Genomic DNA, 13,046 nt, shown 5'->3' with positions numbered 1-13,046 from the left:
GGGCATTGTTATAATATCCGCTTGACGGCCTGCTGGATAGCAGGCACCACTTCTTCTTCAAACCAGCTATGGCGTTTGAGCCAAATGTTATTGCGTGGTGAGGGGTGAGGCAATACAAAATATTGTGGGCGGTAATCTTGCCAATTTTTGACTCTCTGGGTCAGGGTCATGTTGTCGCTCAAGTAATAAGCCTGGGCATACTGGCCAATTAAAAAGATATGTTTTATTTGCATGGATTGAATAAGACGGTCGTGCCACTTCGGGGCACACTCTTTGCGGGGCGGTAAATCGCCGCTTTGACCTTTACCTGGATAACAAAAACCCATGGGCAAGATGGCAGTTTTTTGTTCATCGTAAAACTGCTGCTCGCTAATACCCAGCCAGCTGCGCAGCCTGACTCCCGAGGCATCATTCCAGGGTTTGTTGGAATTATGAGCCCTTATTCCAGGGGCTTGGCCGATGATCAGCAATTGTGAGTTAGAGCATCCTTGTATAATGGGTTTAGGTGGGTTGGGTAAAAAACGCGCACAAATTTCACAACCTCTCGCCTCATCAAAACAACTCATTAACATTGTTCCTATCAAAAATTAACTAAATTTATCATGGCCCTGTCACAATTTTGTGAGTTGCATAGTTTTTGTTCCCGCCCAAGATTGGGTTGTTTAACGCTTCGTTAAACAAGTTATCGAGGAATTATCTATGTTAAGACCTAAAATATTTTTTTAATTCACCCACTGGACCTTTTTTCTGCCGGTGCAGTTCAAAGTGGAACCCAAAACAACTGGTTGTTTGACTGTATACAAACAGACTCATTGACAATTGATAGGGACTGTATCGAAAGTAAAATTGCCAACAAACCCAAACGTGCTGTAATAATGTGCTGGCAAACTTACGCTTTTTTCCACAAGAGATGTGCGTTGATGAACAGTTTGTCAGCGGCCTGGGGAATATAGGCCGCTACTAATGAATTTGGCAATCAGGCTAGTTGGTACTCAAGCTGGTACAGGGTTAACCATTTCTGTTTTTGCAGTTCCAGGTTGTATTTTAATTCTTTATATTTGAAATCAAGTTCAAGTCTTTCATAGCTGCGTTTTATATTTTGCTTGCGGATTTCCATTAAGCGTTTCTTGGTAGCGTAAAATTCGGCCATTTTTTGCACGATCAGATCGTATTCCTGCTGCAGAGCATGCAATATTTCATCGGCATTTGGCAGCACTGACAGTTTTACCTGAGCGTGTTGCAGTTGCATGGCTATTTTGGCTTTTTCAATGCGTTCTTCCGGGCAGCGCCTTAGATTTTTGGTCCAACCGATATAGGCTAAACTTCTGATGAGCCACTTAGTCGGGTCAAATTGCCACCATTTTATGCCGTTGCGATAGTCGTATTCGAATATATGATGGTAATTATGATAGCCCTCACCAAATGTAAAAAAGGCCAATATATCGTTGTCTTTGGCGCTGTTCTTGTCTGTGTAAGGTTGACGTCCCCACAGATGAGCCAGTGAATTGATAAAAAAAGTAACTTGATGAACCACCACTAATCTGAAAAATCCTGCTAGTAACAACATGCCCCACAAATCACCATTGAGCCAGCCTAACAACAACGGGATGCCAAAATTAGCTATCAACATAATAGGCAGGTAATACTTGTGCTGCCACATCACGATCTTATCTTTTTGTAAATCTCTACAGTTACTGTAATCGCTGTACTTGCGAGTCTGATACTCCCGCAACATCCAGCCCATATGGGAATACCAAAACCCCTTTTTTGCTGAGTAAGGGTCTTTATCATTATTATCTACGTGTTTGTGATGCACCCGATGATCCGAGGTCCAATGCAAAATACTGTTTTGCAGAGCCATTGCTCCGCCTATGGCTAAAACAAATCTGACAAATCCGTTCGCTTCATAGGCCTTGTGCGCCCACAACCTGTGGTAACCAGCGGTAATAGACATGCCTGAAAAATACACCAGCACTATGCAAGATATAATTTCGACCGTATCGAAACCTTGGGTAAAAGCCACATAGGGCACCGCCAGTAAGGCGATAAGGCCAGTAATGACAAATACCAGAACGTTGGTGAGTATTAGACGGGGTTTTTTCATTGGCAAAAAGAAGCAACTTTATTGAGCTTACACTTGTAAGCTAATCTAACTATCTGGGCCACATTTGGCAAGTTATTTATGATGTAATGTGGCCAGTGAGCTGTGTTTGTTTGTTGTCATTCGAGCTAACATACACAGCACCCCCCAGTTTAATTCGGAGTTAGGTTGAATCGCCAAGAGCAAAAATTAAAAACTCGTCGAACTATCATCGACGCGACTTTTTGTTTGTTAGATGAAAGACGCAGCCTTTCCAGTGTCAGTTTACGTGAAATCGCCCGGGCCGCGGGTATCGCCCCTACTTCCTTTTACCGGCATTTCAAAGATATTGATGAGCTCGGTTTGACTCTGGTAGATGAAGCGGGATTGACTTTGCGCCAGTTGATGCGTCAGGCTCGTTTACGTATTGCTTCTGGAGGAGGGGTAATTAATACGTCAGTAGATACCTTTATGGAATTCATTTGTGCCAATAGCAATGTGTTCCGTTTGTTGTTACGGGAGCACACGGGTACATCACTAGCGTTTCGGGCTGCGGTGTTGAGGGAGATCCAGCATTTCATCGTGGAGTTGACCGATTACACTATGACAACCACGGGCTTGCCTTACCAGTTTGCTAATTTGCAAGCGGAAGCCATGGTCAAGTTAGTCTTTAGTGCCGGTGCTGAAGCACTGGATTCCGGCAGCGAGCAACAGGCACTCTTAGCTCAGCGGGTCAAGATGCAATTGAGGTTTATAGCCAATGGCGCAAAAGAGGCTGCCGGTATCTAACGGAGCTGCAAATATACGCCGCACTCGATATGGTGGGTGTAAGGAAATTGATCGAAAATCGCAAAGCGCTTGATAGCGTGAGTCTTTTGCAGGGTTAGCAAATTGTCTTTCAGGGTCTGTGGATTGCAGGATATGTACACAATGTTTTTATAGTTTTGTACCATGCTCAAAGTGTCATCATCCAGTCCTGAACGGGGCGGATCAACCAAGACTGTTTGGCAATCGTACTGGCTAAGATCGACTTCTGCTAGGCGCCTAAAGGTGCGTTCTTTATTTAAGGCCTGCACAAATTCTTCGCTGGACATGCGTAAAATAGTCACATTGTCGATATCATTCAGGTGCAGATTAACCTGGGCTGCTGCAACCGAGGATTTCGATATTTCGGTTGCTAATACCCGATTGAAGTTTTGTGCCATGGGCAAACTGAAATTCCCCGACCCACAATATAATTCGAGTAAATCTCCCTGGCTATTTTGGGTAACATCCAGTGCCCATTCTACCATTTTGCTGTTAACACCAGCATTAGGTTGGGTGAAGCTATTTTCGATCTGTTTGAATTGATAGACCCGGTTATTCACAGGTAGCTGCTCAATTACAAAATCTCTGTCGAGCAAAATTTTCTGTTTTTTGGCGCGACCTATGATATCGATGTTAAATTCTTTTCTGAGTTGATCTCGCACCTGTTTCATGGCCAGCCGCCAATCATCATCCAAAGGTTTGTGGTAGACCAGTGTGACAATAATTTCATCGCTGAGGCTACTCAAATAATCGACCTGAAATAGTTTTCTGCGAAGAATTTCATTGAATTTCAGCAGCCCCAGTAGTTTAGCCATTACCTGATTAATTAACTGGCTGGCGGATGGGAAGGTGACCACTCGGTATTTTTCACCGCTGGCTTGGTCAAACATCACATGATCCAGCGCTTCCCCATCATGCCAAATTCGGAACTCGGCGCGCATTCGGTAATGTAAGGGTTGCGATTGAAACACCTCCAATGCAGGTGATTGGAACGATTGAAACACATTGTTTATCTGCGCAACCTTATCCTGCAGCTGTTGTGAATATTCCGCCGGGTTAATCTCGGTTGGTCGCATAACATAGTTCCAGTGATTGTGTAGATTATGGCGCGGGATTTTAAGTGTTTTCCCCGGATCTGCAATATTAGTTTTATGCAAAGTAAAAGTAATTTTGTACTAAATTTCACCAGAGTGCAGCCGATAACCTTTATGAGGATAGTGAGGGATCTATTATGAATATTAATGAACTTAAAGCTTTTATGAGTGAAAAGCCCAAACATTTGGGTGCACAAAATAGTATGCAGAATCAGCTTAGGGATTCTGGGTTGCGCCAGGCTATTGGTATACAGGGCAGTGAGGTGTCTTTGCAAACCACTAAATTCAGTTCGAATACCGCTGTGGGGATCCGGGTATTTAACAACGCCCTTAATCAAAATTTGGCTATCGACAATCAACAAGCCAAACTCCCTAGCCCCGATGGGGAAGGAACCAGTGAAGCGAAAAAAAGCCTCTTCGATTTTGAAGAGATTGCCCGTAATGTGCTCAAATTTGTGGGCGGAGCGGTCAAAAATGCCCAAAGCAAAGGGGTGGATGACAAGGCGCTGACGTCCTTATTTGAGCAGGCGCGCTCCGGCGTACTTAAGGGGATCGCCATGGCTGAAAAAGACTTAGGCGACATAATGAATGACGAAATTAAGACCGGTATAACCCGCAGCCGAGACGCTATCGAGCAAGGCTTGCAAAAACTGCAGGATGAAATATTTGGCACGGCCGTACCAGTCCAGGATGCCCAGAGTCAAAAAATTCAAATAAGCCAACAAGCCAGTTATCAGCGCAATGATTCAGGGGAGTTAACTATTCGTACCTTAGATGGGGATGAAGTCAATATTCGTTTTGAAAACCTGGATGCATTCGAAATAAACCGTCAGATACTGGTTGAAACTGAGGAACAAAGTATATACGACCAACCTGTAGTGCGGCCCCTACCAGGGGCAGCAGAGGGGTTAAACCAATCCTATACAACGCCGTCAATTAAACAGGCGAGCACTATGCAGACCGACGAACCTGCACAGACCAGTGACTTGGCAGACAAAGAAGTGCAGCAAGTACAAACAAAAGCCGAAGTGTCTGTTACTCGAAGCTACCAGCATTTTGAAAGTAGTGCTTTTTCGTTTTCAGTCAAAGGTGATCTCGATGAGGCAGAGGTTGTTGCTATCGGCAAACTGGTATCTGATGCAAATAGTTTGGCTGATGAGTTTTTTAATGGTGATGTTGAATCTGCGTTTAATCAGGCTCTGGAGTTCGGTTTTGATGAGCAGGAACTAACCGGTTTTGCCTTGCAATTGACTCGGGTGGAGCAGTCACAATCAATTCAAACCTACGAATCAGTATCGCATTTTAACGAGGACGACCCCCGTGGCGATCCAGTCAAAGTGGTAAAGCCTGTTGCTCATTATCTGGATAAAATGTTGGACGTGATTGAGCAATCGAGGCAAACCCTGGAAAGTGGTGAGGAATACGACAATTTAATCAATGGGTTGATAAATCAGATGGGGGAGGTGCATACCCCTGACTTAATCACTGCCATTCAGCGCTTTTATTCCTTCAATCAGAGATTAATAGACGGTTTACCACTGAATTTAAGCAAACAAGGGCCACAATAATCGCTACCTTGGCAGGTGCATGTCAATTAATTTCCAATCACCTGCCAAGGCACATAATATCTGCTGCAAGTTAATCTTCAAGCTGCAATTGGTTAAGTATCAGTACCGCTTGGGTGCGGGTTTTGACTTCTAATTTACGAAACACCGCACTGATATGGGCTTTCACTGTCGCTTCACTGACATTAAGCTTATAGGCAATCTGTTTATTCAATAGACCCTCTTGAACAAGCTTTAATACCTGAAATTGCTTAGGGGTTAGCTCGGCTAGCTTTTGTGCCAGCGTCATTCCCTCGTCTCCAATGCTGGCGATTTTTTCTCTCAGCCCATCCGGTAGCCATGTTTTACCATCTATAACTGCCAACAGGGCCTCGGAGAGCAATTGGGTCGAGGTCGATTTAGGAATAAATGCTTTGGCACCAAAACTCATGACATATGAGACCACTTCAACTGAATCAGTAGCCGAAATCACAACCACAGGCACCTTTGGGTAATCTTGGGTGACGCGAATTAACCCATAAAAATTTTCACAACCAGGCATGTGCAGGTCCAGCAGGACTAAATCCATGTCAGGATGTTGCTCCAGGCAAACTAAGGTTGAATCTAGAGAGTCCGCTTGCACAATCTTAGCTTGTTCAAATAGAGGTTCTAATGCGCCAACTAATGCGTCCCGAAAAAGTGGATGATCGTCTGCGATTAAAAATCTTGCCATTAAAACGCCTTTGAGTATTTATTATTACTGTATAAAACAAGACTAATACTTTAGTCGCAAATAATGAAGAGATTAATGCAATAACTATGTTCAATAAATAAGGTTACAAGATATACCACCCCTATGGGGGACAAACTTAAACTAAAGGAAATTGATCGCACCCGGGCATGAGGGTAGAATCCTGCCATTCATCCGATTGACCTATCAATATATTATGCATTCAGGCAAAGACGCCATCTATTCTCAGCCACTACAGCAAGTTGATGGTTTTCGTTTCGACGATTCGGTGGCGGAAGTGTTCCCCGATATGATCCAGCGGTCAGTTCCGGGATATAACACCATTGTCGATGCCATCGGTCAATTAACCGGTCGTTATGCCACGGACAAAAGCCTAATATATGATTTGGGCTGTTCCCTTGGGGCGGTAAGTTTGGCAGCAGGCAGGTATATTCAGGCACAGGGGTGTCGGATTATTGCGGTCGACAACTCAGTGGCTATGGTCGAGCGCTGTCGTTTACATCTAAAGGCATTTAAATCCAAAACCCCGGCTGAAGTGATATGTGATGACTTACAAAATGTTGCCATCCATAATGCATCTAGCGTGGTCATGAATTTCACCTTGCAATTTGTTCCCCTTGAGCAACGCCAAAATATAATCCAAAGCATCTACCAGGGCTTAAACCCTGGGGGGATCCTGATATTGTCGGAAAAACTCCAGCATGGCTCTGCACAGGGTAACGAGCTGCTAATCGATCTGCATCATGAATTTAAGCGTAGAAACGGGTACAGCGAACTTGAGATCAGTCAGAAACGGGAGTCACTGGAAAATGTATTGCGCGCCGAGACATTTGAAGCCCATAAATCCCGATTGTTAAATGCTGGATTTAGCGAAGTAGTGTTATGGTTCCAATGTTTTAATTTCGCTTCGCTGGTCGCTATTAAACAATAATTATATTTACTAGCAGCATAAATTAGGCAGTAACTTATGGCCGTGAACTGGTTCAATCATTTTTATCAACAAATTGCTGAGTCTCCTCTTAGTCATTGGCTGGAAGTTTTGCCGGGACAAATAGCTACTTGGCAAAAGGAACAACTGCATGGAGATTTCAATAAGTGGCTTAAACTGCTCGACAAATTGCCTCAAACCCAGATTTCAAGGATCAATTTGCTGGATAAGGTGGAATTGGGCAACGCTGCCGACATTGATGTTTATACCCAAAAACAGATAAGCGGGTTACTCAAACAATTTGTACCCTGGCGTAAAGGTCCTTTTTATATCCATGGCATTCATGTGGATACGGAATGGCGTTCCGATTGGAAGTGGCAGAGGGTGCAACCACACATTCAATCGTTAAAAAATCGATACGTATTGGACGTGGGCTGTGGCAGTGGTTATCACATGTGGCGTATGTTAGGTGAAAACGCCAGGATGGTAGTGGGGGCCGATCCTTCGCAACTGTTTTTGATGCAGTTTCAGGCGATTAAACATTTTAATCCAGACCCGCGTATCCATCTTTTGCCCATAGGGGTCGAGCAATTGCCTGAACTTAATGCTTTTGACACGGTTTTTTCCATGGGCGTTCTCTATCATCGTAAAAGTCCTATCGATTTCTTGTACCAACTGAAAAATCAACTGCGCCAGGGAGGGGAGCTCGTACTTGAAACGTTAGTGGTACCAGGGGACGAAAATTGTGTATTAATGGCTGGCGAACGTTATGCGCAAATGCGCAATGTGTGGTTTTTACCCAGTACTGCTGCGTTGGAAGTATGGTTGGCCAGAGTAGGATTTAAAAATATTAGGGTAGTTGATTTGGCCGTCACGACTATTGACGAGCAGCGGGCAACCCAATGGATGGACAGTCAATCCCTGATTGATTTCCTTGACCCAGATGATCCTACGAAAACCATCGAAGGATATCCCGCTCCTTTGCGAGCGGTGATTATTGCTCAGCGTTGAGGCGGGTGATACATACACATCAGTTGTGGTAAATGCGCCTCGCTCTAGCGGGCATGCGGGTAACCAATTCATAACCTATGGTGTCCGCCCAGGTTGCCACTTCATTGACGGACAACTGCTTGCCCCACAGTTCAACGTCATCCCCGATATTTACCACATCTAACTGGGTGACATCCAGGCAGAGCATATCCATGGATACTCTACCAGCCAGTTGAGTGCGCTGACCATTGACCAACACCGGCGTACCGGATTTAGCCCCCCGGGGGTAACCGTCACCATAACCCACCGCCACTGTAGCGATCACCGATGGCTTTGTTGCCACCCAAGTATTGCCGTACCCGACCGACTCACCGCTGTTGACCTCTCTGATAGCAATCACTTTGGAGCTAAAAGTCATAGCTGGCACGAGGCGAGCTTCGTTGTTGAGGGGGTCTGCAAACGGACTGATGCCATATAACATGATCCCCGGGCGATTCCAGTCTGCCCGGCTATCGGGCCAAGCCATCAGTGCCGCAGAGTTGGCAATACTTTGTTGGGTCTGTGGGCACAATGTCAGGAGCTTTTCGATGGATTGCTTAAAGTAGGCAATTTGCTGGCCGGTCAGCGGATTTTGCAATTGATCCGCACTGGCCAGATGGGTCATCAAGACGATATCTCTGACATGGGGTATTTGTTTTAATTGCTGGTAAAACCCCATGCAGTCTTTGGCTGCAATACCCAAACGATGCATGCCGGAATCAATTTTTAGCCAAACCGTCAGAGGCTTTGAAATGGTCGCTTCAACAAGTTGGGTTAGTTGGTGGTGGTTATGGATCACCACTTGCAGTGTATTGTCTGCTGCTGTGGTCAGTTCAATCTGATTAAAACAACCTTCGAGCAAAAGTATGGGGGTGGTTATCCCCTCAGCACGTAAGGTTAACGCCTCTTCCAGGCAAGAAACAGTAAATAGCTCAACCTGGGGCGCTAATGCCCGAGCAACAGGTATCGCGCCGTGACCATAGGCATCGGCCTTGATAACGGCCATAATATTTGCATTCCCTGCCAGTGACTGGGCGAGGGCGCAATTGGTTCTGATTGCTTGGAGGTCAATAGTAATAGTGGTCGGTCGAGACATAGTGGTTAAATAACGTCCTGTATCTTAATATGAATATTTATGTTTATTGAAAAGTGCCTGGGCAAGTAGCCATATATCACCCACCTGGCCGTTACCCACGGGTTTGCCGTCAAGTTCTACAATGGGCGCTATCTCTTTGCTTGAACTGGTTAACCACAACTCGTCAGCGGCCCGCACCTCCTGCATGTGGATAGGTCGTTCTTTAACTTGTAGTCGGCCATCTTTTCGTAACATATCGAGCAATAATTTTCGGGTGATCCCGGGTAATAATTGATTATCCAGAGGCGGAGTGGTGATCACCTGATTTTTAACCACAAACACATTACACGAACTGGCTTCGGTTAGCTGACCCGAACTATTGTACAAGATGGTTTCCTGGACACCGGCGTCTTGCCCTTGTTGGAAGTGCATGACATTACCTAACAAGGACGTAGACTTGATTTGGCAACGTTTCCAGCGTAAATCTGCAGCGCTGACCACTTTGTATATCTTGGCTTGGCGTTTATCCGCTATGTGTTCGGGGCCGATATCGAAGGTAAAGGCAAAGACTGTGGGTACTATATTTTTAGGGTAGGCATGTAAGCGCTCGGGAGCCGTGCCTCGACTCACATGTAAATATAAGCCTAAGTTTCCTGACCCGTTTTTATCCATCAGAGTTTTCATTATATTACGCCAGTCCGATTCGGTGTAATCCAGCGTGATTTCAATGGCGGCCAACCCGGCTTGCATTCTCTGAATATGCGGTACAAAACCCACTAATTTGGCATCGTATGAGGGGACGACTTCATAGATGCCCTCACCGAACAGGAATCCCCTGTCCATAGGCGATATTTTTGCCTGTTCCATCGGCAGGTATTCACCATTTAAAAATACAATACGCATCAATGCTACTCGAACCAAAAAATTGCTAAAAGAGGAGTTTAAGATTGTAATTATGTCACGAAATCGTCAGGGATCTTAACTATCTTTGCCAGCTGTTTTTATTTTTTGGCTCGGCGTGTCGGTACTGCTGATATCAGTTACACTAGCGTATTATTTCGATTTATATAGACAGTTAGGCGTTATGTTACAGATCGGTAGATTTAATACACTTGAGGTGACTAGCCAGGTCCCATTTGGCTTCTATCTCAACGGTGGTGATGCGGGGCAAATCTTGTTGCCCACAAAATCAGCGCCCGGCGATTGTAAGGTGGGAGACAGGCTTACGGTTTTTGTCCATCACGACAGCGATGACAGGATCGTGGCGACCAGCCAAAAACCCTTGGCCCAAGTAGATGAATGCGCTTTTTTGCGTGTGGTCAGCGTAAATAATGTCGGTGCTTTCCTCGACTGGGGGCTGGGGAAAGATTTACTGGTGCCTTACAGCGAACAAGACTTTCCTATGGCAGAGGGCGTCTCATATGTGGTGTATGTATTTTATGATGATGAAACTGGCCGGGTGGCAGCATCCACGCGTTTACGTGATTTCCTGATTGAAGATGGCAGTATTTTTGCGCCCAAACAGGCGGTAGATTTACTGATATGCGGTCATACCGACATGGGCTACAAAGCCGTGATCAATGGTTCCCATTTGGGCCTTATCTTTAAGGACGAAGTCTTCAAACCGTTACGTAACGGTCAACATCTCAAAGGCTTTATCAGACATATACGGGAAGACAACAAAATTGACCTGTGTTTCCAGTTCCATGACGAGGAAGCCCGCAAGGATCTGGCAGAGTTGATAATCGATGATTTGATCGCCCACGATGGTTTGTCGACCTTGACCGATAAAAGCCCGGCTAACGAAATTTCCAAACGTTTTAATGTCAGTAAAAGTGTGTATAAAAAAGCTTTGGGCGCCTTATATAAACAAAAACGTATTTTGCTGGATAAGAGTAAAGTTACCTTGCTTAAATAGCGGTTTAATCACCAGATGGAATAAAGTAGTGGAGTATGTATGAAAGCAACTGTTAGTTGGCAAGATGGCATGCGCTTTAGCGGAGAAACCGACACCGGCCATAAATTGGAGCTGGACGGAGAAGGCAACTGCCTCTCACCCATGGAAAGCGTGTTGTTGTCAGTAGGTGCCTGTTCGTCAATTGATGTGGTGAAAATTTTGAAAAAGGCGCGCCAGCAGGTAAGCGGTTGCAAATGCGAATTGACGGGCAAACGAGAGGATACTGCGCCTCGGGTTTTCCGCTCAATACACGCCCATTTTGAACTTGAAGGTCAAGACCTAAGCGACAAACATGTGGCCCGAGCGGTAAATTTATCTGCCCAGAAATATTGCTCGGTGATGTTAATGCTAACAAGTAACGTCGAAATTACCACCAGTTATAAGCTTAATTAAGGTAGCTCACTGCAGGCTTGGCACTCAATCCGTGAGTGTTACATGCCGCTCTTTGCGCTGGGTGGTTAGGCGAAGTGCGCAAATGCTTGGGTGAAGTCTGCCACTATGTCATCTATATCTTCTATACCGATAGAAAAGCGTAACATTTTGTCACTCACACCCATTTCGGCGCGCTGCTTGGGGGTATTTTCAAAATATATAGTTTGCGCCACTGGTAAACCCAAGGTGCGAGTGTCACCTAGATGAGTGGCGCAAATCACCAGTTGCATTGCATTTAGGAAAGCCAGAGGGTCGATATGCTCAGCGAGATCTATACTGACAATGCCGCCATAACCGGAAAATAACTCCCTGGCCAAAAAGTGTTGCGGGTGATCTGCCAGGCCCGGGTAATAAACGTTTTTAACTTGTTCATGGGTATGCAAATAGGAGGCGAGGCGCATAGCGTTGTCACATATACGTTCGACCCTAAGTACCATAGTCTCCAATCCCAGGGATATAGCATGGGCTGATGCCGGTGCTAAAGTGGCGCCCATATCCCGTAATCCCCGCTTTTTTATTTGGGTTAAGCCCCATTGCTGTTTATCGGCAGTGCGGTACAAAGACAAAATGTTCTCGAAACTCGGCCAATTAAACAGTCCTGTATCTATTACCACTCCCCCCAATACACTGCCGTGGCCTGCGACGTACTTGGTTAATGAGGCAATAGTCAAAGAGGCCAACACACTTCTGGAGGAGAACACATTGGCCGGGGTCATGGTGTTATCGACAACAAACACTAAGTCCCGTTGGGCGCACAGCTGGCCAATGGCCTGCAAATCGGCAACCTGAGTGGCCGGATTGGCAATGGTTTCTGCGAACACTATTTTGGTATTGGTTGCGACTGCGGCTTCGACGGCTTTAATATCGGTCACATCAACGAAACTAATCTGTATACCTAACCCCTGCAGGGTTTTGCACAGGCTACTGGTGTTGCCAAATAAAAACCGGCTCATGATCAGGTGATCCCCAGCTTGCAATAGGCTTAATAATGTCGCGCTTATCGCAGCCATACCCGTGGCAAAAGTGATCGCACCGATACCGCCTTCCAAATTAGCGAGTATGTTTTGCAAGGCGACACTGGAAGCGGACGAAGAACGAGCGTATACATGCCCTGCCTGTTTGCCTTGAAACACATCAACTAAATCCTGAGCATTGTCGAATTCAAACAGCACTGAATTATCGGTTGCCTGATGTACCGCACCATTTTGCGGTTTATTAATTAGGCGATCTGCATGTACTAATCGGGTGGTGAAGCCTTGCTTGTTCAATCTTTGTCTCCGTCTTTGGGCATAATTCTATTGGTCGCTACGTAAGCAGGATATTTGGCCTGAACGGAGGAGTAATGCCGA

The 13,046-nt window shown here is 45.5% G+C and carries 13 protein-coding genes; 6 read left to right on the top strand and 7 right to left on the bottom strand.

The window, feature by feature from the left end; translation table 11 throughout:
• Positions 1-8 precede the first annotated feature (8 nt).
• Entirely contained in the window at positions 9-566 is a 558-nt protein-coding gene (locus tag AC3RV5_RS21780; protein WP_489729652.1) for a uracil-DNA glycosylase family protein, read from the bottom strand.
• A 410-nt stretch (positions 567-976) separates the two neighbouring features.
• A complete protein-coding gene (locus tag AC3RV5_RS21775) occupies positions 977-2,104 on the bottom strand; it encodes an acyl-CoA desaturase (protein WP_489729651.1) in 1,128 nt (375 codons plus the stop codon).
• Between the two features lie 165 nt (positions 2,105-2,269).
• Here AC3RV5_RS21775 and fabR point away from each other — a divergent pair, with 165 nt between their 5' ends.
• The gene (gene fabR / locus AC3RV5_RS21770) at positions 2,270-2,869 is read left to right on the top strand and encodes an HTH-type transcriptional repressor FabR (RefSeq protein WP_489729650.1); all 600 of its coding nucleotides are present in this window, start codon (positions 2,270-2,272) and stop codon (positions 2,867-2,869) included.
• Here the strand turns inward: fabR and trmA are convergent.
• Positions 2,866-3,963 (bottom strand): tRNA (uridine(54)-C5)-methyltransferase TrmA, encoded by a 1,098-nt coding sequence (trmA, locus tag AC3RV5_RS21765; protein ID WP_489729649.1) that lies wholly within the window; start codon positions 3,961-3,963, stop codon positions 2,866-2,868. The two genes, fabR and trmA, sit on opposite strands and share 4 nt — an antisense overlap.
• A gap of 155 nt (positions 3,964-4,118) precedes the next feature.
• Between trmA and AC3RV5_RS21760 the strand changes: the two genes are divergently transcribed.
• Complete coding sequence (locus tag AC3RV5_RS21760) at positions 4,119-5,549, top strand: DUF5610 domain-containing protein (protein WP_489729648.1); 1,431 nt, start codon at positions 4,119-4,121, stop codon at positions 5,547-5,549.
• Positions 5,550-5,619: 70 nt separating this feature from the next.
• On the opposite strand, the gene AC3RV5_RS21755 is transcribed toward AC3RV5_RS21760, so the two are convergent.
• The gene (locus AC3RV5_RS21755; protein ID WP_489729647.1) at positions 5,620-6,258 is read right to left on the bottom strand and encodes a LuxR C-terminal-related transcriptional regulator; all 639 of its coding nucleotides are present in this window, start codon (positions 6,256-6,258) and stop codon (positions 5,620-5,622) included.
• Positions 6,259-6,472: 214 nt separating this feature from the next.
• Between AC3RV5_RS21755 and cmoA the strand changes: the two genes are divergently transcribed.
• Both cmoA and cmoB read left to right on the top strand, forming a co-directional pair.
• A complete protein-coding gene (cmoA, locus tag AC3RV5_RS21750) occupies positions 6,473-7,207 on the top strand; it encodes a carboxy-S-adenosyl-L-methionine synthase CmoA (RefSeq protein WP_489729646.1) in 735 nt (244 codons plus the stop codon).
• A gap of 36 nt (positions 7,208-7,243) precedes the next feature.
• On the top strand, positions 7,244-8,215 hold the full coding sequence (gene cmoB, locus AC3RV5_RS21745; protein ID WP_489729645.1) for a tRNA 5-methoxyuridine(34)/uridine 5-oxyacetic acid(34) synthase CmoB: 972 nt from the start codon (positions 7,244-7,246) through the stop codon (positions 8,213-8,215).
• Between the two features lie 19 nt (positions 8,216-8,234).
• On the opposite strand, the gene alr is transcribed toward cmoB, so the two are convergent.
• Together alr and AC3RV5_RS21735 are read right to left on the bottom strand one after the other, a co-directional pair.
• Positions 8,235-9,329, bottom strand: a complete 1,095-nt coding sequence (gene alr, locus AC3RV5_RS21740; RefSeq protein ID WP_489729644.1) for an alanine racemase — start codon at positions 9,327-9,329, stop codon at positions 8,235-8,237.
• A gap of 24 nt (positions 9,330-9,353) precedes the next feature.
• The gene (locus tag AC3RV5_RS21735; RefSeq protein ID WP_489729643.1) at positions 9,354-10,211 is read right to left on the bottom strand and encodes an aminotransferase class IV; all 858 of its coding nucleotides are present in this window, start codon (positions 10,209-10,211) and stop codon (positions 9,354-9,356) included.
• A 181-nt stretch (positions 10,212-10,392) separates the two neighbouring features.
• Between AC3RV5_RS21735 and AC3RV5_RS21730 the strand changes: the two genes are divergently transcribed.
• Together AC3RV5_RS21730 and AC3RV5_RS21725 are read left to right on the top strand one after the other, a co-directional pair.
• Entirely contained in the window at positions 10,393-11,226 is an 834-nt protein-coding gene (locus AC3RV5_RS21730) for a CvfB family protein (RefSeq protein WP_489729642.1), read from the top strand.
• A 39-nt stretch (positions 11,227-11,265) separates the two neighbouring features.
• Positions 11,266-11,658, top strand: a complete 393-nt coding sequence (locus AC3RV5_RS21725) for an OsmC family protein (protein WP_489729641.1) — start codon at positions 11,266-11,268, stop codon at positions 11,656-11,658.
• 65 nt (positions 11,659-11,723) lie between these two features.
• Here the strand turns inward: AC3RV5_RS21725 and AC3RV5_RS21720 are convergent, their stop codons facing one another.
• Positions 11,724-12,965 carry a cystathionine gamma-synthase family protein gene (locus tag AC3RV5_RS21720; protein WP_489729640.1) on the bottom strand — a complete coding sequence of 414 codons (1,242 nt, stop codon included), beginning with the start codon at positions 12,963-12,965 and terminating at the stop codon, positions 11,724-11,726.
• Between the last annotated feature and the right edge of the window lie 81 nt (positions 12,966-13,046).

Source organism: Paraglaciecola sp. IT1134, assembly GCF_058068185.1.
The sequence above is the reverse complement of the archived record's forward strand: the minus strand, read 5'-3'. Positions and strand labels throughout refer to the sequence as shown.